Origin of the sequence: Rossellomorea pakistanensis (genome assembly GCF_016908495.1) — a bacterium.
Lineage (GTDB): Bacteria > Bacillota > Bacilli > Bacillales > Bacillaceae_B > Rossellomorea > Rossellomorea pakistanensis.
The window spans coordinates 781,514-805,123 of sequence record NZ_JAFBDZ010000001.1; the positions used below are offsets into that span (position 1 = coordinate 781,514).

General features: G+C 35.2%; 26 protein-coding genes and 1 riboswitch. Of the genes, 6 read left to right on the forward strand and 20 right to left on the reverse strand.

The window, feature by feature from the left end:
* Positions 1-14 precede the first annotated feature (14 nt).
* Positions 15-1,169, forward strand: a complete 1,155-nt coding sequence (locus tag JOC86_RS03855) for an MGDG synthase family glycosyltransferase (RefSeq protein ID WP_205168442.1) — start codon at positions 15-17, stop codon at positions 1,167-1,169.
* Positions 1,170-1,287: 118 nt separating this feature from the next.
* Here JOC86_RS03855 and JOC86_RS03860 read toward each other — a convergent pair whose 3' ends face one another.
* Both JOC86_RS03860 and JOC86_RS03865 read right to left on the reverse strand, forming a co-directional pair.
* Complete coding sequence (locus tag JOC86_RS03860; protein ID WP_205168443.1) at positions 1,288-1,983, reverse strand: AIM24 family protein; 696 nt, start codon at positions 1,981-1,983, stop codon at positions 1,288-1,290.
* 17 nt (positions 1,984-2,000) lie between these two features.
* Positions 2,001-2,708: a class I SAM-dependent methyltransferase gene (locus tag JOC86_RS03865; RefSeq protein WP_239587368.1), complete on the reverse strand. Its 708-nt coding sequence runs from the start codon at positions 2,706-2,708 to the stop codon at positions 2,001-2,003.
* A gap of 115 nt (positions 2,709-2,823) precedes the next feature.
* Between JOC86_RS03865 and JOC86_RS03870 the strand changes: the two genes are divergently transcribed.
* Complete coding sequence (locus JOC86_RS03870; protein WP_239587369.1) at positions 2,824-3,042, forward strand: DUF3892 domain-containing protein; 219 nt, start codon at positions 2,824-2,826, stop codon at positions 3,040-3,042.
* Positions 3,043-3,120: 78 nt separating this feature from the next.
* On the opposite strand, the gene mntR is transcribed toward JOC86_RS03870, so the two are convergent.
* Complete coding sequence (gene mntR, locus JOC86_RS03875; RefSeq protein WP_205168444.1) at positions 3,121-3,540, reverse strand: transcriptional regulator MntR; 420 nt, start codon at positions 3,538-3,540, stop codon at positions 3,121-3,123.
* Between the two features lie 351 nt (positions 3,541-3,891).
* Between mntR and cspD the strand changes: the two genes are divergently transcribed.
* On the forward strand, positions 3,892-4,092 hold the full coding sequence (cspD, locus tag JOC86_RS03880; protein WP_071411568.1) for a cold-shock protein CspD: 201 nt from the start codon (positions 3,892-3,894) through the stop codon (positions 4,090-4,092).
* Between the two features lie 91 nt (positions 4,093-4,183).
* On the opposite strand, the gene JOC86_RS03885 is transcribed toward cspD, so the two are convergent.
* Entirely contained in the window at positions 4,184-4,360 is a 177-nt protein-coding gene (locus JOC86_RS03885; RefSeq protein WP_419096029.1) for a zinc-finger domain-containing protein, read from the reverse strand.
* A gap of 26 nt (positions 4,361-4,386) precedes the next feature.
* Positions 4,387-5,046, reverse strand: coding sequence for a reverse transcriptase-like protein (locus JOC86_RS03890; protein ID WP_205168446.1), 660 nt, complete (start codon positions 5,044-5,046; stop codon positions 4,387-4,389).
* A 131-nt stretch (positions 5,047-5,177) separates the two neighbouring features.
* Here JOC86_RS03890 and JOC86_RS03895 point away from each other — a divergent pair, with 131 nt between their 5' ends.
* Together JOC86_RS03895 and JOC86_RS03900 are read left to right on the forward strand one after the other, a co-directional pair.
* Positions 5,178-5,885: a queuosine precursor transporter gene (locus tag JOC86_RS03895; RefSeq protein WP_205168447.1), complete on the forward strand. Its 708-nt coding sequence runs from the start codon at positions 5,178-5,180 to the stop codon at positions 5,883-5,885.
* Positions 5,886-5,930: 45 nt separating this feature from the next.
* A complete protein-coding gene (locus tag JOC86_RS03900; protein ID WP_205168448.1) occupies positions 5,931-6,317 on the forward strand; it encodes a reverse transcriptase-like protein in 387 nt (128 codons plus the stop codon).
* Positions 6,318-6,452: 135 nt separating this feature from the next.
* On the opposite strand, the gene JOC86_RS03905 is transcribed toward JOC86_RS03900, so the two are convergent.
* On the reverse strand, positions 6,453-6,737 hold the full coding sequence (locus JOC86_RS03905) for a DUF6123 family protein (protein WP_205168449.1): 285 nt from the start codon (positions 6,735-6,737) through the stop codon (positions 6,453-6,455).
* Between the two features lie 37 nt (positions 6,738-6,774).
* Positions 6,775-7,263, reverse strand: a complete 489-nt coding sequence (locus JOC86_RS03910) for a divergent PAP2 family protein (RefSeq protein ID WP_205168450.1) — start codon at positions 7,261-7,263, stop codon at positions 6,775-6,777.
* An 89-nt stretch (positions 7,264-7,352) separates the two neighbouring features.
* Here JOC86_RS03910 and JOC86_RS03915 point away from each other — a divergent pair, with 89 nt between their 5' ends.
* Positions 7,353-7,484: a small, acid-soluble spore protein L gene (locus tag JOC86_RS03915; RefSeq protein ID WP_205168451.1), complete on the forward strand. Its 132-nt coding sequence runs from the start codon at positions 7,353-7,355 to the stop codon at positions 7,482-7,484.
* Positions 7,485-7,597: 113 nt separating this feature from the next.
* Here JOC86_RS03915 and JOC86_RS03920 read toward each other — a convergent pair whose 3' ends face one another.
* The 13 genes from JOC86_RS03920 to JOC86_RS03980 form a co-directional block, all read right to left on the reverse strand.
* Complete coding sequence (locus JOC86_RS03920) at positions 7,598-8,497, reverse strand: 5'-3' exonuclease (protein WP_205168452.1); 900 nt, start codon at positions 8,495-8,497, stop codon at positions 7,598-7,600.
* Positions 8,498-8,576: 79 nt separating this feature from the next.
* Positions 8,577-9,410 carry a sulfurtransferase gene (locus JOC86_RS03925; RefSeq protein ID WP_205168453.1) on the reverse strand — a complete coding sequence of 278 codons (834 nt, stop codon included), beginning with the start codon at positions 9,408-9,410 and terminating at the stop codon, positions 8,577-8,579.
* 204 nt (positions 9,411-9,614) lie between these two features.
* Complete coding sequence (locus JOC86_RS03930) at positions 9,615-13,253, reverse strand: dynamin family protein (RefSeq protein WP_205168454.1); 3,639 nt, start codon at positions 13,251-13,253, stop codon at positions 9,615-9,617.
* A 249-nt stretch (positions 13,254-13,502) separates the two neighbouring features.
* Positions 13,503-13,670 (reverse strand): hypothetical protein, encoded by a 168-nt coding sequence (locus tag JOC86_RS03935; protein ID WP_205168455.1) that lies wholly within the window; start codon positions 13,668-13,670, stop codon positions 13,503-13,505.
* A 107-nt stretch (positions 13,671-13,777) separates the two neighbouring features.
* A complete protein-coding gene (locus JOC86_RS03940) occupies positions 13,778-14,341 on the reverse strand; it encodes an isoprenylcysteine carboxyl methyltransferase family protein (protein WP_205168456.1) in 564 nt (187 codons plus the stop codon).
* Complete coding sequence (locus JOC86_RS03945) at positions 14,341-15,414, reverse strand: type III polyketide synthase (protein ID WP_205168457.1); 1,074 nt, start codon at positions 15,412-15,414, stop codon at positions 14,341-14,343. Before JOC86_RS03945 ends, JOC86_RS03940 begins: the two co-directional genes overlap by 1 nt.
* A gap of 476 nt (positions 15,415-15,890) precedes the next feature.
* Positions 15,891-16,661 (reverse strand): SDR family NAD(P)-dependent oxidoreductase, encoded by a 771-nt coding sequence (locus JOC86_RS03950; RefSeq protein WP_205168458.1) that lies wholly within the window; start codon positions 16,659-16,661, stop codon positions 15,891-15,893.
* A gap of 40 nt (positions 16,662-16,701) precedes the next feature.
* The gene (locus JOC86_RS03955; RefSeq protein ID WP_205168459.1) at positions 16,702-16,839 is read right to left on the reverse strand and encodes a hypothetical protein; all 138 of its coding nucleotides are present in this window, start codon (positions 16,837-16,839) and stop codon (positions 16,702-16,704) included.
* 121 nt (positions 16,840-16,960) lie between these two features.
* Positions 16,961-17,194 (reverse strand): hypothetical protein, encoded by a 234-nt coding sequence (locus tag JOC86_RS03960; RefSeq protein WP_205168460.1) that lies wholly within the window; start codon positions 17,192-17,194, stop codon positions 16,961-16,963.
* Between the two features lie 190 nt (positions 17,195-17,384).
* Positions 17,385-18,689: a nucleobase:cation symporter-2 family protein gene (locus JOC86_RS03965; RefSeq protein WP_205168461.1), complete on the reverse strand. Its 1,305-nt coding sequence runs from the start codon at positions 18,687-18,689 to the stop codon at positions 17,385-17,387.
* Complete coding sequence (locus JOC86_RS03970; protein WP_205168462.1) at positions 18,686-19,273, reverse strand: xanthine phosphoribosyltransferase; 588 nt, start codon at positions 19,271-19,273, stop codon at positions 18,686-18,688. The genes JOC86_RS03965 and JOC86_RS03970 overlap by 4 nt, the downstream gene beginning before the upstream one ends.
* A 121-nt stretch (positions 19,274-19,394) precedes the next feature.
* A riboswitch (purine riboswitch) is annotated at positions 19,395-19,496 on the reverse strand.
* 477 nt (positions 19,497-19,973) lie between these two features.
* The gene (locus tag JOC86_RS03975; RefSeq protein WP_205168463.1) at positions 19,974-21,485 is read right to left on the reverse strand and encodes a carboxypeptidase M32; all 1,512 of its coding nucleotides are present in this window, start codon (positions 21,483-21,485) and stop codon (positions 19,974-19,976) included.
* Positions 21,486-21,697: 212 nt separating this feature from the next.
* On the reverse strand, positions 21,698-23,599 hold the full coding sequence (locus JOC86_RS03980; protein WP_205168464.1) for an ATP-dependent DNA helicase: 1,902 nt from the start codon (positions 23,597-23,599) through the stop codon (positions 21,698-21,700).
* Between the last annotated feature and the right edge of the window lie 11 nt (positions 23,600-23,610).

Here is a 23,610-nt window from a genome sequence, read left to right on the forward strand (position 1 = left end):
AAAGGGGGCATTGCATGTACCAGAATGAATCGATTTTAATTTTAACGGCACAATATGGTGAGGGACATATCCAAACAGCCCAAACCGTGGCAAGTACTTTTCTTGAAAAAGGCTTTACCAACGTCCATATTATTGATCTATACGGAGAAGCTTATCCAGCTATACATTTATTCACACAGGGACTATTAAAGAAAAGTTTTACGAAGTTTGGAGCTCCCTTATATAAGATGTTTTATTATGGAACAGATAAGCTTTCTTCGAAAGGATTAGCTTATTTTTATCAGCATCTCGGAAAAAAGAGATTATTGCAATTACTACAAACCTATCAACCATCGTTCATCCTAACTACTTTTCCTTTAAATGCTAGCGCGTACTTAAGGAATAAGACAAAATTACATATTCCTACATTTACGATTATTACAGATTATTGTGCTCATCCACTATGGACCCATCCTATGATTGAAAGATATTATGTTGCTTCACACAATGTTAAAGAAACATTGATCCGATATGGAATTAAAGAAAAACGTATACTTATAACGGGTATTCCTATTCGATCTACGTTTACTCACTCTACTCAGCGAATCTCCAATCATTATAAGAAATTTAATTTAGATGAAAACAAAAAAACAATTACGATCTTTGGGGGTGGATTTGGAATCATCCCAAAAGTTCAAAAGCTAATTAAAGAATTAGAGAGCTACGCAGAGATTCAATTGGTTATTATCTGCGGAAAAAATATAACACTAAAAGAGCGCTTAGATCAAATAAACCATAATGGAAATGTGCATGTTTATGGATATATCGACAACATTCATGAACTGTTTTCCATAACAGATTGCCTTGTCTCAAAGGCTGGTGCAATCTCATTAACTGAAGCTGTTTCAATGAAAATACCCATTGTTCTCTTCCGGCCAAATCCGGGACAAGAAATGGAAAATGCACGTTATTTCCAACACAATCATGCAGCAATGATTGCTAATAAAGTTGAAGATATTATTGAAGGTATTTATAAATCAGTATTTGATGAAGACTATCGCAGAAAGATTAAGAAAAGTCATTCCTGTATCTATAAGGAAAGTGCAGCTAGCAAAATTCAAGAAGATATAACATCCTATTTATCCATAAAAAATCGGCAGACTCATTTTGCAAAGGTGAACTCAGAATAGTAATGAATACACTGAATATAAGATGTCAGGAACCACATTTTTTCATAGAAGATTTCACTAAAGATCTTCTTAAGTAAATATCAATGTGGTTCCCTACCTCCTAAGAAAAGCTCATTATTTAGCTTTGTTGACTAAAGTACACTTCTTCAAATGGCTGTACTACCACAAAGCCTTCCCCCTCAAATTTCATTTGCACTGATTCACCGCTTCCCCTCCCTAGAAATGTTTTAAGCGATACATCTGTGACAAATTCAGGCTGAAGATTTCCTGACCAAGCAACTGTGGCATTCGGGTCGGTATAAACAGGTTGACCAGGGTTTACTAAAAGTGTTAATGGTTCATAGTGTGATGTAATAGCAACAAGTCCGGTTCCTTCGATTCTGACATTAAAAAGCCCTCCTGAAAGCATTCCTGCTACCTTCCTCATCATCTTAATATCCCATTCTAACGAAGGGTCAAAAGCTAATAGATCGTTTCCATTAACGTATATTGATTCACCTTGAAGCTTAAGAATAGAGATTTTCTTTCCTTGATCGGCTAAATAAAGCTTTCCATTTCCATTTGCCTTCATTAATGAAGTTCCTTCACCAGATAAAGCTTTTTTGAAAAGCTTACCAATACCGTGCTCTAAGACCCCTTCTCTTTCAAACTTAATTTGACCACGGTAAGAAACCATCGCCCCAGCCTTGGCCCATACTTGACCTTGCAAATTAACTTCAAGCATCCGTGGTGTTTCCAATTCAAAATACCCTTGACCCTTGTCTTCTTGCTTTGTTTGATTAATAAATTCGTCTATTGAATATCTTTGTTCCATCACTTTACCTCCAATTATTATTGAATTCGTTGAAATATAAACAATGTCATGAATGTTAGAGATTGCTTTAGTTCATTTGATAAGCTTTCAGTCAAGCTAGGTTTAACACCCTTCTTGTAAACCCAATGTTCATCAATTTTTTCCCAACCATTTTGAACAACTAATTCTTCTAATTCCCAAGGCATCATCGTATTACAAATTACTTCTTCTCTTCTTAATCTAGGAAAAGCATTTTTCCTTGGATGCGCTGTAGGTCCTAATATCCCAATACAGACTAGTCCTTTTAATTTCACAATACGTCTAATCTCTTCAAGTGAATGCAAAGGATCACTTGTCCACTCTAGAGAATTAATCGCCATAGCCCCGTCAAAGGATTCTTCATCAAAAGGAATATTTGAGAGGTCTCCCTGTACAAATTTCAATCTTTCTTTTTCTTGTTTTCTTGCTAGATCTATCATTTTTTGAGAAAGATCTATCCCTGTAACAGAATATCCTTCTTCCCATAGACGAAAAGAGCCATACCCATCCCCACATCCAAGATCCGCAATCTTGGAACCTTTTGGTATATGTAATTTTATAAATGGGACGATGTCCTTTCGACTACCTTCATGCCAATTACTAATGCTTTTGCTATGCCAAGAGGCAGCATTTTCATCCCATTTTTCTTTTGCATTAAGATGCCATTGATTTCTTGTCATTTTTACACCTTCAACTTTCTTTGACATTTTCTCTACTATTATCAATTCTGAATTTCTCAGGAAAAATCCTTCTATGATTTTTAGATTCATCATTTTTGACCATAATAATGATGAAATCCGGGTTCAAAGGAGTTGAATTATTTTGGAAGAAATCATTAAAGTTCAAAGAAATGTGAATGGAGATATCATCAATTTCCAAACCTCATCTGGAAGGATCATTTCTTATCGGAAAGCTGCACTTGAGGTAGAAGAAGGTCTGATTACAGGTATTGACATTAGAGAGGATGAAGAAGGATATCCTCATTTAACAAATACACTTTCTGAAGATGAAAATTTCTCCAGTTATCCCACTATATTTTAGGTTAATTCTTTATTTTATGAAAAACAAAAAGCTGATGAGAAAGGGTTATTCCTTTTCACATCAGCTTTATTACGTACATCAAGCATCATTTTTTTCTTGTATGATCTTTAAATCACTTATTCGACTATTATTCTCTTCAAAATATTGAACTAGATCTCCAATACGATCGATTGAGTCCCAGCTTAAGTGATGTTCAATACCTTCAACATCCTCATAAATATTTTCCTCTTTTACACCAATGACACGCAAGAACTGCTCTAATAGTTCATGTCTGTAAACCAATCGTTTTCCAATTTTATTGCCTTTTGAAGTTAGGACTAGTCCACGATATTTTTCATATACTAGATAGTCGTCTTTATCTAATTTCTGTACCATCTTCGTTACTGAGGAGGGATGGACTGAAAGTGATTCTGCAATATCAGATACTCTTGCATATCCTTTATTTTCAATAAGTAAATAAATTTGTTCTATATAATCCTCCATACTCGGTGTAGGCATTCCGCACCCTCCAAATTCCGTCAAATATCATTAAAAGTTTACTATACATACGGAATGAATACAACCCAGAGGTTATTTATTATATTTGTTCATATTTACTAGATAACGGCTGTTATTTTTCACTAACATTTAAATATTCCCTAATACAATATTTATAAATATTCTGAATTTTTATTAACAGGTTCATTAAAAAAGAAAATTCTCTGAAAAAATAATCTTCCTTTTCTTGACTCTCAATCGTTGCATATTGTATATTAGAATCATCATTTAACAGATCTTTCATGTTTTGTTCAGTGATAATATTTTGCCTAAGCACAAATGTGCTTCACAGATTTAGGAGGATTAAGAAATATGCAAAACGGTAAAGTAAAATGGTTTAATAATGAAAAAGGATTTGGCTTTATTGAAGTTGAAGGTGGAGACGATGTATTCGTACATTTCACTGCAATTGAAGGAGAAGGATTTAAATCTTTAGAAGAAGGTCAAGAGGTTTCATTTGAAATTGTTGAAGGTAACCGTGGACCTCAAGCTGCTAACGTAGTTAAATTATAATCAATCAAACAAAAAATACACGAAAAGGGTTGACCGTTATTCGGTCAACCCTTTCTTTCTATAATTTCAACCTATTATAAGAAACTCAATTTCAGGAAAGTTTTTCTCCCAATTTTTTTAATTGTTGCCCGACCGTACATTTTTGTATACAGAAGCGATGTGCTTCTGTTTTCCCATAATCTTTTCGAAAATGTGACTTTAATAAGCAGTCATGACAATACGTATTTAATAATTCATTCACCCCTTGTATGACTTTTTTACGATCCACAGTACTCAACCCTTTCACCCCTGACATTATTCTCTTATTTTCGATTCACTTTCAATCTGTGTTCCTTCTAGCGCTTGGTTAGCTAATTGGTCCGCTTCTTTATTTTGTTTCCTTGGAATTAATTCATACCTCGGTTTAAGTTTCAATTGATCCAATTTAGCTTCAATTCGGTCTAACCATTCATTTAATACCTTTTCAAAACATGGCCACTCTCCTTGAAGCTGCATTAATACAACTTGAGAGTCCCCTTTTATTGTCAAAGGCATGTGATGGACTCCTAGTTCTTCAAGAACAGTTAGACTTGCATAAAGAGCTGCATATTCTGCCTCATTGTTATTTTCAAGCTCTTCTAAACGCTCATTTTTTCTAACTCTCCATTTCTGACCATTTTTCTCATAATAAACGACCATTCCTAGACCCGATAATGATGATTGTATATCAAACCCACCATCAAAATAAACTGTTATGTTTTCAGGCGCTTGATCGAGTTCTACCTCTAGTTTTTGAAATTCTTTAGGGGTCCATTCATTTCCCATTTCGTCCTCAATAATAAGGTCTAGTACACGACCAGTCTTTGATATATCATTCATTAAACTAATAATCATTTTTCTTTGTAACCATTGGGATTCAAACCATACAGGCTCTATTTTCTTCCCTTTATATTTCCATTTTATTCTCATTTGCATGATAATCGATTCTCCTCACTGAACAGTTATTTGTTCTTTTCACTTTTTGTATGTATAATGTATTCTGGTCAATTTCATACATTTCTTGCGGTTCGAAAATTCCCGCGTTATCAAAACTAGGAGGTATAAAAATGTTTAATGAATGGTTTGGACTATTATTTGTCCTTATTAATTTTTTTCTTGTACTAGCGATGTATCGATTATTCGGTAAAACAGGACTTTTTGCTTGGATTGGCATTTCAACCATTTTAGCCAACCTACAAGTGGTAAAGACAATTGAAATATTTGGGCTTACGGCTACACTTGGAAACGCAATGTACGGTACAGCGTTTTTAGTTACTGATATTCTTAATGAAAAATACGGTCGAAAGGAAGCTCAAAAAGCGGTTTGGCTTGGATTTTTCACTTTATTGACCATGACTGTTATTATGCAGATGGCGCTCTTATTCAATCCTCATCCCGATGATTTTGCACAAGAATCATTAGCCACTATTTTTGGCCTTATACCAAGAATTGCCTTAGGGAGTCTCGCTGCATACTTAATAAGTCAATTTGCCGACGTTTATATTTTTTCCTATTTAAAAAATAAATTCCCCAAAGACTCACAATTTTGGATTCGAAATAATGGATCAACGATGATCAGTCAATTACTGGATACACTTGTATTCACATCCATAGCTTTTCTCGGTGAGTTTCCATTTGAAATATGGGTTGAGATCTTCCTTACTACTTATATTTTAAAATGGATTGTCTCAATACTCGACACCCCATTTGGCTATATCGCAAAACGATTCACATTTGTTGAGGATAAAGGTATAGTTAATGAAAAAAGAGTCTAGAAAAATCTAGCTCTTTTTTTCATTGGATTATTAAGAGGTGACGATATGATTGAAGTGTATATTGATGGTGCAAGTGCTGGAGATCCCGGTCTGAGTGGTGCTGGAATATTTATAAAAGGAAATGGTATCCTTGAGCACATTTCCATACCACTAGGGCAGATGGACAATCATAGTGCAGAATTTATGGCGTGTAAAATGGCACTAGAAATTTGTATTGACAAACAATACACGGTTGTTTCATTTAGAAGTGATTCCCAAGCCGTCGTTCATGCTATTGAAAAAGAATATGTAAGGAATTCTGAATATAAATTTCTCTTACAAGAAATCATTCATCTTTCTAAAGCTTTGGATTTATTCTTTATAAAATGGATTCCTAGCAAACAGAATCGAGTTGCGGATGAATTAGCTCGTAAGGCAATAAGACAAAATTAAAGGAAAGGGCTGCTTTCAAAGTTCAGGAACCAAAATTTTCATGTATAGATGTAACCTTTATAAATCTTCTATATACGGACAAATAATTGGATCCGGGTGGTTCTTTAGGGACAGCCCGTTTCCAAAAACCAAAATCTATACCGATTCAGCAAGTACTCCCTTTTCCTGTATGAATTGAAAGGCTTCCCTTCTTGTTTTGATATTTTGAGACTGTAATATTTCTAAAACGGATATGTAAAAACTGCTGTCGAAAATCTTCTGGGCCTTCAATGTAATTTCGATTGCCGTATTGACAATTGTATCAGATGCATCCGTATACCTTTTTCCAAAATAAATGAATCCAATCGCATCTTCTTGAAATTTAAAGCCCTTATTTTCTAAATAGATGAGAAAATCTTCAACAGATTGATGCTTGTTCATCATGTTTCTCCTCACCCTACTTTTCTAATTTCTTTCTTTATCTTACAAAAAATCTTCTTTTTTGCCTATCTTTTTTTGAAATCAGAAATCCAATAAATCCAAATAATATTCCAAGAATACCGCCTCCAATGACTTCCTCTGGCTTATGCCCAAGCATTTCCTTTAGTTTCGTCGGCTGCTTTTCTTCAAATGGAATTTTTTCATCCGCATGCGCTTTTCGAACCAACTCGTCTAATGAGTTCACTTTAAGTGTTAGTTCACCGGTCTGTCTTCTGATTCCCTGTGCATCATACATAACAATTAGGCCAAATACAAAAGAAAGGGCAAAATCAATCGTAGGAACCCCTCTTTTGAGAGCGATAAATGTCGTGAGAGATGAAACTCCTGCAGAATGAGAACTTGGCATTCCACCAGTTTGGAAAAAGAGCATTGGATTCCATTTCTTTGTTTTCACAAAATGTATCGGGATTTTTAATGCTTGAGCAAAGAGTATGCTAAATAAAGCGGTGTAAATCCCCTTATTCATATAACCACCTCTTCTACTATTTTAACCATTCCTCAAGTATTGATTAAAAAAGTTCGTTTTCGTTTACGATAAAAAGGGAGGTGATATGTATGAGTGAACAAAATAAAAGAAATCGAGGCTCTAAGAAATACTCTGGAATGACCCCTCAAGGAGATACTGAATTTGCTGCAGAGCCGAAAAGCAAGCTGGAAAATGCCGCTAAAAAAGCGAATAAAAAATAATGGGTCATGACTAGTTGAGTTTCTGATGAAGTATACGATGACTGGTATTCCCTAATCCTTTGTTAAAAACAAAGGTACCGTTTCGGTCAATTGACAACAAAAAACGGGTCATATTAGGCCCGTTTCTCTAAAAAGTACTCTGTTGTCATTAGAAAACGACGTAATACTTTAAGTTCCAAGTCTTCGATTAATTGAACAGTGGAATCTGAAAGCATATTCCATTTAGCTTCTTCAATTGAAAGAGTAACCGGAACATCACATTTTATTTCAGCTAACTTTCGGGAAAGATGAAGCATTTCTTCGTCTTCTTGAATCTTTTTTCGTTGTGCTGGTGTTAACTCATTTATATTTTCAAGTATACCTTCAATGTTTCTGTAGGTTTTTATCAGTTTTAATGCTGTTTTTTCACCAATGCCCCTGACACCAGGGTAGCCATCACTAGTATCACCCATTAAGGCTTTAACATCAATAAACTGTTTAGGTGTGATTTCTTTTTCCTCTTCAAAAAGTTCTTTCGTATATGTTTTATAATTGCCATATCCCTTTTGAAGCAAAATCACTTGAATTCCATCATCTAATAGTTGAAGTAAATCTTGATCTCCACTTAGAATCGAAACTTGTCTTTCTTTGTGGTGTTGTTTTGCAAGAGTTCCAATACAATCATCTGCTTCAAAACCAATTAGACCGATATTAGGAATTTGAAAACCTTCAGATACTTCCTTTGCTAAATCAAATTGAGGGATTAGCTCAACAGGGGGAGCATCACGGTTCGCTTTATATCCAACATACATTTCATTTCGGAAGGTTTGACTCCCCATATCCCAGCAAACAACCGCATGTGTTGGCTTGTGATACTCGACAGCCGTAAGTAGGTGCTTCATAAAACCTTGGACTCCGTTTGTCGGCGTCCCATTAGAATTGATCATAAATTGTCCTGATAAGGATGTTGCAAAGAATGAACGAAATAATAACGCCATTCCATCTATAATTAATAAATGTTCACGATTATTCATTAAGCTCCTCCTTTTTCATACGAATAGCATTATAACATAATTTGATAGATCTCTCTTGGTCTATCTCTGCCAATAATCCTTACTTATTCCCTTTACGGACTTCGTTTTCTTCATAAGAAACCCAGTCACTGTAACTCCCAGCATATAGCTTAACATCTGTAAACCCGGCTTCTTTTAAAGCGATATAATTTGGAATCGCGGTGACACCCGATCCACAGTAAACGATTATTGGCGAGTTTTCATCCAGATCTTTAAATCGTTTCTTTTGCTCACTGGCTGATTTCCAATGGCTATCTTTAAATCCTTCTGTCCAGACAATATTTTGGGCGGTTGGGATGTGACCAGGGATTCTGTCAATCGGTTCTTCTTTTCCTAAATATCTTTCTGTTGCTCTCGAATCAATTAATGTTCCTGCTTTCTCATTCCGAATGAATTCTTTTACATCTTCCATTGTCACAACCATTTCTGTTTGGATGTGAGGAGTGTAGACTGATGAATGATAAGCAGGTTTAAGAGCATCTGTTGGTTGATCAAAACGTTTCCATGCTTGATACCCGCCATCTAAGATAAAAACTTTTTTATGCCCGATATACTTCATTAGCCACCATAATCGAGAGGCAAAAGCTCCCTCTTTGTCATCATAAGCAACGACGGCAGTATCTTGATTGATTCCAGCCTTTTCAATCTTCCTTATAAATTGAGCCAGATCAGGAAGCGGATGACGTCCGCCGTGATTTGAAATTTCGCTTGATAAATCTTTATCTAAGTTGAAATAAACTGCACCAGGAATATGATCTCTGAGATAGGCTCCGTGGCCGACTTTAGGATTTTGGAGTGAAAAACGGCAATCAATGACTCTAACGTTATCGTTTTGGTATCTCTCTGATAACCACTGAACACTAACAAAGTTCATCATCATTCTCCCCCTTCTTTCTTCATAAGGCTAATAATATGAGGTCTTGGATCCCAACATGAAAATTGATATTTGGGTTTTGTTTCATACCCTAATCTTATGCAGCGATAATTCATAACACCTTCCATTCGTTCTGCTGAAAAATGTTTGCATGTTGCACATGCATGATACTTTGACCCCATATTATTCCCCTCTCTATTTCTATTAACTTTCCTTTAGGAATCGATAGCTTTCTTTCCAATCGTCAATATTAATAGAGGAATTTAAAGCTTCCTCCCATGAAGAAAATTGCTCTTGACAAACATTTAGCATTTCCTTTCTTAACGATGTCATTTCATTTTCAACATAATGAACAAACCATTGTTCCATTCTTTCTTGTTGTCTTTCTAGGTATAAATCAGAAGGGTGTTGCAAGTGATCATAGAGTTCTTCCATTACTTTCTTTTTTCCATCACTTTCAAAAAAATGTTTTTCATTTTTAAAGTACGTCCATGCCTTTTGAAATTTCATTAGCTCAATTTTTTCAAAAGCTTTCTCAAATGGAAGTGTATCTAATTTACCAAATTCATAGGGTGGAATGACGATTCCTTCATAAATTTTAGTGATTTTTTTCTCTAGCTGGCTCATTTCTTTCTTTAGCTGTTCAAGTGAAAATCGTTCGACCCTTAAACTTGTTGCTCTCATTTCTTGTGAAAAGTCAAAGCCAATTGATTCTAATAATTCATTAAGGGATTTTTGCAAGTGATCTTTAGTGGAGCCTTTCCCTTGAAACATTGAAGGGTGAAAGCTCTCTTTAAAAAAATCTGAAAATCTTAAGAATACACGTTGCTTCACATAAAATAAGAGTTCTTGTATTTCTTGAGAAATCCTTTTTTTAGAATTAGATTCCACTTGAGTGGATAACAATTCAAAGATTTTTGATTGAGCATCTTTTAAGGTCTCTTTTTTCTTCTGTCTTGTGAATTCATCTTCCGAGGATACCTCAATTAAATTCTGTAGCCTCTTCAAACCTTTTTCCCATTGAGATTGTGCAGACTCAATAGCCATGGATGTAAGATCATTTTGAAGGAATGAATGAAACTCTTGTTTGAACTTATCCATACCCGATAGATCTTCCTTCAATTCTGATGAATGCTTGATAGCAAGAAGGGATGAAACACCAAATAATTTCGGGAATCGTATTCCATACTGTGTTAGTTGCTCATGCACATACATCTTAACCTCTTGATATTCCTCTTCATTTTCAGCTAAATCAATGGCATTGATAATAAAAAACATTTTATCAAGCTCAAAAGAATCTTTAACCCTCCCTAGCTGAATAAGAAATTCTCTGTCTGCTTTTGCAAATGCATGATTATAATACGTCACAAATAAAATCGCATCTGAATTCCTAATATACTCAAAGGATACTCCCGTATGTCTTGCATTAATTGAATCTGCTCCTGGTGTGTCAACTAGTGTAATCCCTCTACGGGTGATCTCACAATCATAATATAAATCAATCGATTCAACGAAGCATGATTGTGTTTCATTTGCTACAAATTCCTTAAAATCTGTAAGATCAGTTGTTACTGTTTGTCCCAGAAGTGAATGAAACCGATCAAATCCTTTGTAAAAAGCATTTAGGAAGGATAGGTGAACTTTTTCTTTCCCTTCTCCAACCCCTGAAGATAGAACAGATGGGATCATCTCGTATGCCTCTTGCATTGTATTACATGAATGGCCAAATAGCTTAAGTGAATTTTTTATATCTTCTAGCATTTGCACCCCTGACTTTAGATGAACCTCTGCACTACCATGATTCTTATTTCCTTTTGTTGGACGAATTCTATTTATAGCAGCAGTAGTTGGGTTTGGACTAACAGGCAAAACCTTCTCACCTAATAAAGCGTTCGCAAACGATGACTTCCCTGCGCTGAAAGCTCCAAACAAAGCAATCGTAAACTCCTGATTACCTAGCCTTTCTGCTTTTAACTTCAATTGGTTAGCTAATTGAGAAAAGCCTCGTATTTCCTTAAATTTTGAGGACATTTGGTTCAATTTCTTCACCATATCCTCTACATTTTGAGAATCCGTATCGTTGATTCTTTCTTGTTCGATAACATTTTCGATACTCAAGGCTTTTTCTTGTTTCTTCAATTCTCCAGAAAAAATCGATACATTATTTGCATCCTGATTCCATTCTTTTTGCCACTGGGTAATAATTTCTTCTTGATCTAGATTATGTTTTTTTAATTTTAAGTACAAAACGCGGAGATGTTCTTGCTGCTCAGTTTCTAATGAATCAAGCTTATAAAACCATTCCACTTTTGGTTTAATGATTTCATACTTCTCTTCTAAGTCTTGAGATTCTTCCTTACTCTGTAACCGTAAAGCTTCCATCCATGTCTCAACCCATATATCCGTCTGGACCTTTGCCATTCTCTTTAAATTTGTTGCCAACTCCTCACAATAATTAAGAACGTATTCACCTGTTACATTAGCCCCTTGTTTCATTGGCTTTTGAATGACATTTTCGTTGACTTCAATCCTTATATTCTCTAAATTTTGTAATACATCAGGGTCGTCTACTCCTGATTTCTTAATATATTCATTCCCTTTGCTTTTCAAATGCCACTCTAATTGGGATGTTACACCTTCTTTCAATTGGTTCATAAAGGAATGAAATCTTGTCTCGCGTACTTCCTCTGTTTTCTTTTTTGAAAAAAACAGCCCGACTTTAAAATTTCTTTCCTGTGACTCTAAATACGATTTTGCTAGTTCTCTTGTTTCAAATGGCATAAGATATGCATTTTTTAGAACTTTTTCGATCTCTTTTTTAAATCCAGTTAAATAACGATCTGGGTTATGTTGTTCAATGGCTTCTTTTAAGGAGATCTCTTGCTGAATCAGTTCATCTTTATTTTCCCAATCCTGCTTATCAATGATGGATTCTGCTTCTGCTCGAACCTCTTCTAGTTCTTGCTCTAACCACTTTTGGTGTTGAGCGAGTAATTGGTCAATACCGGATTGATACGTGTTCAGGATCATTTCTGTTTTATTATCTAAGCTTCCAGAAATCAAACTTTTTACTTCAAGCAGTTGATTATGAGGATCGTCTTCCTTCTTTAATGTTGTATAATATATTCCTTCTGGATTAACATTCCAGCTTTCAAACGATTTCTTAACGGAATTTTTAAAAGACTCAAATGAAAGCTCTTCTTCATTATGCTTATCTACCTGATTGACGATTAGATACAGCTTTACGCCATGACTTAATAGCTCTTTTGTATATTGAAAATTCAGTTGGGATTGCACATGATTATAATCCATTACATAAAACACGATATCTGCAACATGTAATGCAGATTCTGTAGAAATTTTATGCGCCTCATCTGTACTATCCACCCCTGGAGTGTCCATGACTGTAACCCCTTCAGGAAGTGCCGAATCTTTGTGCCCTATCTCGATCGAATGTACATTTTGACCGTCCTTACAGAAATCCTTTACGATTTCGAAATCGTAATCTTCCGGAAATAGTACAGGGGCTTTATCATGGTAAAACACTTTAGTAAAGTCCGTTACAGAACGATGAACCTTTACTGTATTAGCACTTGTGGGGATGGGACTCGATGGTAATACATTTTCCCCGATAAGTGAATTAATCATCGTCGATTTTCCAGCTGAAAAATGACCACAAAATGCAACAATAAATTCGTTCTTCCACATTTTCCTTGCCAGAATTTCAGCCTTTTTAACCGTTTCGATATCTCCCTTTTTCAAAAATTCTTTATATAATGAAGCCAATGTATGTAAAGCTTGCTCGTTCGTTTCTATCCTTTTCGTCACATTTTTTGTACTCATTAAGATTTACTCCTTCTCAGATGATAACGCTTTTATTTTACCGAACATTTCACAGTATTCCCATACCTATAGAATATCACTGTTTTCACTTAATGTTTATTATTTTTAACAATTTGAATGGTGTGTTTTAGTCTGAGATTCGAATGGAGGGTTGTACGAAGCCATAAGTCTTTTTTTACCTGGTACCCTAACCACAATCTAGGCATAATAAAAAAAGCAACCAGTGGCTGCTTCTACGTTTTATATTTATTATCTCGATGTATGTAATGGTTTTAGGAGTTCGGTTGTTTTTGAGGTATTTGCTACACTTTCTTTTACTGCAGATCGGTTTCTACTTTTAAAGACATTCCCTAATACATATTTGGCCATGATTCCATAAATTACAAAAGTTAATAAAATAAACATAGCGATCATCATTTGGAACACCTTCCCTTTATGTGCTCTTCTTGAGAAAGATTTTCATCTTCAATTAACATCGTATCAAAAACGATAATCATTTTCAATAATTTTTTAATTTTCGTTTGTTATCGACTTTTCCTTATTAATGGGATAAATCTCCTTTTTGAAGTTAATTCATCTTCATAATTTGTTTGTTTATTGAGAACCTCTTCTTCTAATGGGATCCGAATCGCTAAGATGAGTTGATTGAGTATAGCGAAGATAAATAGAGTCCAGTATGCATTAAATATTAGCGGTATGATTATTAATTCAATTGTCACGATTAAGTAGTTCGGGTGCTTTATGAATTTATAAGGTCCCTTTGCGACTACTTCTGCATCCTTCAAAACAATGATTTTTGTATTCCAAAACCGTCCTAACGCCATAATGACCCATACTCTGCAAAGTTGAACGATAAAAAATACAGCGACTAATAACGGCCAATCAGAATTTAAATCGGATCTACCTAATATACTTTCCATAATTAAAGATACAAAGAATAAAAAATGAATGGCAACCATTAACCGATAATGTCTCTTTCCATATTCTTTTGCTCCCTTACTCTTCATCCATTTTTCGTTCCTTTTAGCAATGAGCACTTCAATAAGTCTTTGAGAAGCAACTACAATTAAGAAGATATAAAAAAACATTAGTCCCACCTCAATAGTACCAATTCTGAGCTAAATCCAGGACCGAGCGCTGCTGCTAATCCATATTGACCGCTTGCAATCTCTTTATCCAAAAATTCTTTTAACACATAAAGAACGGTTGCAGATGACATATTTCCATATTTTTTTAAGACTTTTAAAGAAAGTTCTATCATATCTGATGAGAAATTGAGTGCTTCCTGGTATGCCTCGAGAACTTTCTTTCCACCAGGATGGGCAACAAAATGTTTTAAATCTGATGTCTGTAATTGATTTTGTTCTAGGAACCCTGACACATTTGGACCTAACCAATTTTTCACGATGGTAGGAATATCTTTTGAAAAGACTACAAAAAGACCTTCATTCCTTATATCCCACCCCATTACATCTAATGAGTCCTTCATAAGCGTTGATTGGGTAGTAACAATCGCAGGAAAAACTTGACCATTTGAATCTACTAACATACTCTTGTCTCCACATACTAAGGCACATGCTACACCGTCACCAAATAAAGAAGTCCCCACCAAGTTACTCTTTGAATGATCACCATGTTGAAATGTTAATGAACATAGTTCTATTGAAAGAACTAATACATTCGCATCTGGATAGGCTAAGCAATATTCATGGGCTCTTGACAATCCACTAACACCTCCCGCACAACCTAATCCCCAAATGGGTATCCTCTTTACATTTTCGGGAAAGGGAAGCTGATTCATAATTCTTGCTTCAATACTTGGGGTAGCTAATCCTGTTGTACAGACAGTAATAATAGCGTCAATGTTGTCATAGTTCAGTTTGTCCTGGGATTCAATACAGGCTTGAATTGCTTTAGATCCTAGACTCACTGCATTTTCTATGAAAGCATCATTTTTTTCTTGAAATGTATGCGAACGGGAAAACCATTCTAAATCTTTCACAAAATACCTTGATTCTATATCTCCATTTTGAAATACCTTTAATAATCTATTGATATCTCGAAAGCTATTTGAGAATAAATTTTTGGCAAACCGGGCCACTTGTTCTTGAGAAATTCGATAAGGAGGTAAAGTAGTCTCGACAGCAATGATTTTAGGCATCATATATCTCTCCTTAAACATGTATAAAGGATATGATTTCCAAATCGAGAGAAATCATGCACGAACCTTTATTGATTAAGAGTGCTATTCATTCCTTACCACTAATCATTGGTATAAAACTGCACTTTAGATACTTTATTTTTTCTTCAGATAAATTTCTTATATGACATGAAGGACTTAGTCTTTATATTAAGCTGTTTTCGTAAACATTTTTGTTGTAAGAGTAAGTTGTTTGCAGCGAAAGGATGCTCGCTTTTCGCGGGGCGAGCGGTAGGCCTTACTCCCGCTTAGGTTTCACCTGTCCCGCTTCTCCTGCAGGAGTCTCGAACCTGCAACTTAAGACCAACCTTTTCACAAAAATTTATGCTCTTAAAAAACAACAATCTCAAAAGAGCCTTAAATTAAAAAGAGTAATCAAAATCATTGAAGATTTCGATTACCCATTAATTCGAATGACTATCCATTTATCTAGAAATCTAAAATCCTTGTATCTTCATACCTCCATCTACAAAAAGGGTTTGACCACTAACATAATTGCCTGCATCCGAGGCTAGAAATACTGCTGGTCCTACTAGCTCCGGTAATTCACCGATTCTCTTTAATGGTGTAACAGCTAAAATATCATTCACGTATTCTTCGTCTTTTAACAAGCTTTCTGTAAGCGGCGTACGAAAATACCAAGGACCAATACTGTTAACATTTATATTATACTTCCCCCATTCAAGGGCTAAAACTTTCGTCATTTGAATCAATGCAGCTTTTGTTGCGGCATATACGACACCAGTTCTTAGCGCTACATGCCCTGCAACAGAAGCAATGGTAATGATTTTTCCACTTTCCTGTTCTTTAAAATGTTTTCCTACTTCCTGACTGATCATAAAGGCAGATTTCAAATTAGTATCCATTATTTTTTGCCATTCATCGTCAGTCACCTCTAATGCTTGTGAACGAATATTCATCCCAGCATTATTGACTAAAATGTCTATTTTACCGAAGGTTTTTATGACCTCTTCAACGGATTCGGTAATTTCCATCCGTGATGTTATATCTGTTGGAAGAACATACGCTTTTCTCCCTTTATTATGTATATGGCAAGCTGTTTCCTCCAAGTCCTCTTTTGTACGCGCCAAAAGGGCTACATCTGCTCCGGCTTCTGCCATTCCAATTGCTATCGCTCTACCAATTCCCCTGCCAGCTCCTGTTACAACAATGACTTTATTTTTAAGTGAAAAAGATGGTAAATACAATGTGAACTCTCCTTTATTATTTTCTGCCAAATAACTCTCTTCATTCTTCTTCCTTTTTAATCTTCGTTTGAAAATATTTATGAAATACTATTTTCTGTTCAACTGGTAAATGACACCCATCACAAATACCTGCTATTTCAAATAACCTTTGACATTTTTCACAATAATATCTTTCCAATTGATTTCATCTCCCAAAAATAGTCCTATATGCTATTCTATGATAATGAAAATCAGATGGTGATAGGACTTAAAAACAAAGTCTGCATAACTTCTTGAACATTCAAGTTAATGCTGAACCCTTACCGTTCCATCTTTTCTTTACAAATTCGTTTCATTTCTTCAAGGGGATCATCACTTTCTAATTCAATCCAAGAAGTTTGAATGTCTAAGGCTCGTTCATAAGCAATCCCATAGTATTCATTTTTGTTTTGAGCAATTTTCACTTCCCAATTCCACTTATTCCCTTTATAGTTTTTCACTTTTGATTCTCTTTCTATCTGTATCAAAAACTCCTCTATTTTTAATATATTCATGCTTCCACTCCTTTCTCTTTATCCATTTGCTTCTACACATATAAAAAATTTCCTGCTCCCTTTGAAATATTGATCATAAAATCATACAAAAACGCTTGGAAATTTAAATTTCCAAGCGTTTTTGTGGTTATATTCATCGTAACATTGTTGAAGTAATGGGTCTGTCACTCGATTACGTCACAACTGACCATTATGAAGCCCGTTGTTCTTTCCACTCCAGAGCTTCTTTTTGTTGTTTTTTTGGTACCATATTAAAAACAACATTTAATACAATCGCTGTTAAACTTCCAGCGACAATACCGTTATCCGTTAAAATTTGAATACCCTCTGGAAGCTGATTAAAAATATCTGGTACAACGGTAACACCTAATCCCATTCCAATAGAACAAGCCACAATCAGCAGATTCTCTTGTGAAGCAAAATTCACTCGACTAAGCATTTTAATTCCGTAAGCAACGACCATGCCAAACATAGCCACCATTGCTCCTCCTAAAACTGCAGAAGGAATAATCGTCGTCATGGCACCAATTTTAGGAACAAGTCCTAAAACAACAAGCATACCACCGGTTAAAAATATGACTTTTCTTGTTTTCACCCCTGATAATTGCATAAGACCTACGTTTTGAGAGTATGTTGTGTATGGGAATGCATTAAATAATCCACCAAGTACAATCGCGATTCCTTCCGATCGATATCCTTTTACTAAATCTTTTTCCTTTAATTTTTTCTCGCATATATCTCCGAGAGCAAAGTAGACACCTGTTGACTCTACTAAGCTTACAAGCGCAACCAGAATCATAGTTAGGATAGCTGTCCATTCAAATGTCGGCGTTCCAAAATAAAATGGTTCGACCATATGAAACCATGAAGCTTCAGCTACAGGTGTAACATTTACCTTTCCCATGAAGGAAGCAACAACTGTCCCTCCTATTAATCCTAGTAAAATAGCAATTGCACGAATAAATCCTTTAAAAAACCTATATAAAAGAATAATAAAAAATAAAGTTCCAAACGCTAGTGAGATATTTGATAATGATCCAAAGTCGGCTGCACCTTGCCCTCCTGCCATATTGTTCATGGCTACAGGAATAAGAGTGATTCCGATAATTGTAACGACTGAACCCGTTACAATTGGAGGAAAGAATTTAACTAGTTTACCAAAAAAGCCTGCGATTAATATTACGAAAAGTCCAGAAGCAAGAATGGAACCGTAAATGGCTGAAATTCCATACTGACCTCCAATGGCAATCATCGGACCAACCGCAGTAAAGGTACATCCTAAAACGACAGGAAGACCGATTCCAAAAAAACGATTACTCATGACTTGGAGGATTGTTGCAATTCCACACATTAATATATCAATGGAGACTAGGTAGGTTAATTCTTCACCTGTTAACCCTAAAGCTCCTCCTACAATCAATGGAACAATGACAGCACCGGCATACATGGCTAGAACATGCTGAATTCCAAGTGAAGTTAATTTCAATGAATTCATACGCTCACTTCCTCTTCAACAAAATGTACGATATTATTTTTCAAGGATTTAATACGCGCTAGGGATTCCACTCTAACGCCCTTGTCTCTTAACTGTTTTCCGCCATCTTGAAAAGCTTTTTCGATAACAATCCCAATTCCAGCTAACGAGGCACCTGCCTCTTCTATAATTTTTATTAAACCTAAGGCTGCTTGACCATTTGCTAAGAAATCGTCAATGATCAACACATTATCATTAGGAGATAAGTACTTTTTAGAAACAGAGATGACATTTTCCTCTTTCTTTGTAAAGGAATAAACATTGGCCGTATAAAGTTCGTCCGTTAACGTTACAGATTTTCTTTTTCTAGCAAAAATAAGTGGAGCGTGCAATGACAAGGATGTCATTACACCTGGTGCAATTCCTGATGATTCAATCGTCAGTACTTTTGTAACCCCTTCACTTTGAAACTTATTTGCAAAGGTTTCTCCCATTTCCTTCATGAGGTAAGGGTCTACTTGGTGGTTTAAAAAAGAATCAACTTTTAGAACAGATTCTGATAATACAATTCCTTCTTTAACAATTTTCGTTTGTAAATTCTTCATTGATGTTCCTCCTCTAAAGGTTTTTAATAGGAAAAGCTCAAGTAACATCACACTCAGAAAGACAGAGTGAACAATGCTACTTGAGCTTCCAAGAACCATAGAAACATCAAGATATGTTTAGATTCTTACATTGTTCACTCATAGTCGAATAATTTGCGGTCATTCGGTAGAAACTTGCGAGCCATATTCTCGCTATTATATGAGTGAATGATATTAATGAAATTTTATTTTAGTATAACAGTATTTCTCATTAATGCAAGTTAAAAATGTTATTTATCCGAACAGAAAACAAAAAAGTCATTAATTTGTTCGTATTTTTCATTTATTTTCAAAAAAGAATATTTTGTGGATTACAGATTATGAAGAGGATAAGTTTTTTATATTAAAAGGCTCCTTTTTAAAAGATTGTTGTTTTATTAATAGAGTTTGTAATAGCAATCCACCTTTTAAAAAGTTGATTGTAGCGGAAGGTGCGGGACTCCTGTGGGAGCAGCGGGACAGGTAGACCCCACAGGCGCAGAACGTCGAGGAGGCTCACCGTCCGCCTCGCGGAAAGCGAGCACCCTTTCGCCCTAATCAACCACTACTCTTTATTGAAAAATAGCAACAAAGTGTACGAAAACAGCCTAATAAAAAACTGACTCTAAATCATCTCAGCAATGTTTAGAGTCAGCCTTATAAATATCTGTTTATAAATTAACTAGAGTTTATAAACTCCTTTATATTTCTCTGTTAAGTATTGAATGAGATAAGACGCATTAAGTCCTTCTCCTGTTACTTCCTTTAGAATTTCAAGAGGCTTTTTCATTTTCCCCCATTGATGAACATGATTTGTTAACCATTCTTGAATAGGTTTTAGATTTCCTGCTCTTAAAAGTTCGTCAAAGTTTGGTAGATCCTCTAACATTTTGACTTTAAATTGAGCCGCATACATGTATCCTAATGCATAGGAAGGGAAGTAACCGAAGCTTCCGCCAGACCAATGTACATCTTGAAGTACACCTTTAGCATCATTTTCAGGTCTAACACCTAAATATTCTTCATATTTATCATTCCAAATTTGAGGTAGATCCTTAACTTCAATTTCGCCATTAAATAGACCCTTTTCAATTTCATAGCGAATGATGATATGAAGGGCGTATGTTAATTCATCTGCTTCAATTCTGATAAGAGATGGTTTTGATTCATTAATAGCTCGATAAAAATCTCCCAGCTCGATATGATCAAATTGCCCATCAGAATATTTTTTCAACAATCTATAATTTTTTTCCCAGAAAGCATAGTTCCGGCCAACAAAATTTTCATAGAATAGCGATTGTGATTCATGAATCCCCATAGATGTTCCTGTACAGAGAGGTGTGCCTATTAACTCTTCTGAAATATTTTGCTCATAAAGGGCATGGCCCCCCTCGTGAATTGTACCGAATACAGCCGTTCTCCAATCACTCTCATCGTATTTTGTTGTTACACGAACATCTCCAGGATTTAATCCAATGGCAAAAGGATGGACAGTTTCATCAAGTCTCCCTGACTTAAAGTCATATCCCATTTGCTCTAAAATAGTTAAACTAAACTGCTTTTGTTTTTCTTTTGGGAAATGCTGAAACAGATAATCGGTCGTTGGCTTGTGAGATGATTCATTAATTCTATGTACCAGTGGAACGATATGGTCTCTCAGCTCTCCAAATACCCGATCTAATATTTCAACTGTTACGCCAGGCTCATAGATATCGAGCAGTGTATTATATTTATTTCCTTCATATCCCCAATACGTAATAAATCTTTTATTAAACTCTACTATCTTCTCAAGGTATGGTTGGAATCGTTCAAAATTCGATGCTTCTTTGGCTTCCTCCCATACACTCTCTGCTTTAGATTGAAGAACAACATATTCCTTGTATTCTTCAGCAGGGATTTTTTTATTACGTTCATAGTTCTTTTGACATTCTTCTAAAATTTTCACTACAGTAAGAGATAATTGATCTTTATGTGAGGATAACTTCGCTATGTATGCTGCCATTTCGCTAGAAGTTGACATTTGGAACACTTCAGATGAAAGCATACCAATAACCTCGGAACGCTGTTCAACACCATTTTTAGGTGCTCCTGTTCTTAAATCCCAAAATATCAGTCCAAGTGCCTCATTGTAGGCAGACATTTTCTTTACATAATCTAAAAAATCATCTTCTAATTCTTTTATGTTGTCAGACATCAAAATTCCCCCCTTAATATGGTAATAACCATTTAATTTTATCATATTTTTCAGAATTTTAGTATTAAAATGACTTTACTATCCATGGTTTATGTCCTAATCGTTTCTTATGGATAAAGCACATCATTAAAATTTTTATATGATTCCAAACAAAAACAGACCAATCTAGATAACTAGCTGGTCTGTTTTTAGAAGGTAATTAATATTATTACTTATTGAGCTTTTACTGGTAAAATTTCTTCAATAGAAGAAAGAAGTTGACTTTCATCTTGATTTACTAATAAATGTACTGTTCCTTGATCCTCATGGGTACGAATTAAACGACCGATTCCCTGTCTAAGTCTTAAAAGCATATAGGGTAAATCCACCTCTTGAAATGGATCGGCACTATGTCGTCGCTTTGCATCAAAAACAGGATCTGAAGGTGGAAAAGGTAAATCAAAAATAATGACTTGCGACAAAGAGTCTCCTGGAATATCGAGTCCTTCCCATAAATGATAAGAGCAAAGGACGGATTGAACATCGTTTTGGAACTTTTCTACCGTAACACTAATCTCTTCGTCTCCTTCAAAATAAAGATTAAATGGCGGTTTTTTGTCTATCATTTGATTCCGAAATGAATCCATTGATTTTTTACTGGAGAATAATATAAGACTTTTGCCATTCATATTCATTAATTGTTGATAAGTATGTTCATACTTTTCATGATCAGTCAATGTAGGTATTGAGATTTTCATTTTTTGTTCATAATCAAAAGGTGATTCTACTGAAAATGAATCGAATGATTCAATTCCTAGACTATTTGAAAGATATTGAAATTCACCTTTTGTTGAAAGAGTAGCTGAAGAAAAAATAAAAGGTACATTCTGATTAAATACCTGTGATTTTAAGATGTCCTCTACTAGACGAGGCATAATGACTAGGGTTCCATCTCCTGTAGTTTCTAACCATTGTATACCCTTTTGATCCTCGTTAAATAGTTTAAGTGAGAAAAGCATTTGCTCTAAATATTCCTCAACTATTTTCAATTGATACTCATCGACAACGTATAGCTCTGCTTCAAACACTAATTCTTCTGTCAGTTTTTCAATTAATGAAACCAATTTCTTCCCAAGCTTTGTTGAACGTTCAGATTTATGAACGTTTTTTCTATAGGATTCATTTTTCGTTTCGGCTGAGTTGCCTAGCTCCTGAAACCAAATATCGTTTTGTCGTAAGACGTCTTCCATCAGTGTTAATGTCTTCTCTCTCATTTCAGAATGACTAAACCTTTCAAGCAAAATTTCCAATGAATTTTTTTGAATTCGATAAGTAAGCGCTTTTTGAGCAGCAAATTCAAGTAAATGTCCTTCATCAAAGATTACAGAGCTTGCTTCTGGAAGTAAAGGAAGCTGTCCTTCTCTCGTTCTTGATTCTTTAGTCCAAATATGTTCCATATAAAAATCATGAGAACATACAATCAGATCCTCTGAGTGCCTATAGTGATCTCTAGATAATGTTTGTCCACAGCGATGTCGTTTTGAACAAGAGAAGCAGTCTTGAAGGCTATCCCAACCAATCTTCTCCCATTCACTATCAGTGAGATGACTATATTCTTTTCGGTCCCCATAAGAATGATATTTTTTTAATGATTGAGGGGACTCAACAAAATCGGGAAGAGATTGATGTACATCAAAATACTTCTCATCCGAAGAAATTTCAGCATCCAATTTTTGTAAACATAAGTATTGATCTCTCGATTTTGCTAAACGTACATCAATGGATAAACCCAGTGCATGTTCAAGCTTTTCAATATCCCCGCCTTTTTTGACGAGCTGCTCTATTAAGGTTTCATCCGCACAGGCAATGACAGCAGGCTTTCCAGTATATCTTGCATAAGCAAGAGCATATAGTAGATATACAAATGTCTTCCCAGTACCGACTCCTGCCTCCGCAAACATTACTTTTTTATTTTTATAAGAATTGGTTAATTGAAAAGCCATAAAAATTTGCTCGTCCCTTAAATCAAAGCCCTTTTCCGGTAAAATGTCATAAAATACATCTCCGATCCAGTCATTTAAAGCCTCGTAAAAGGTCTGCTCTCTTGATAATGCAAACGGTAATTTCCCCCTCATGGGAACCCTCC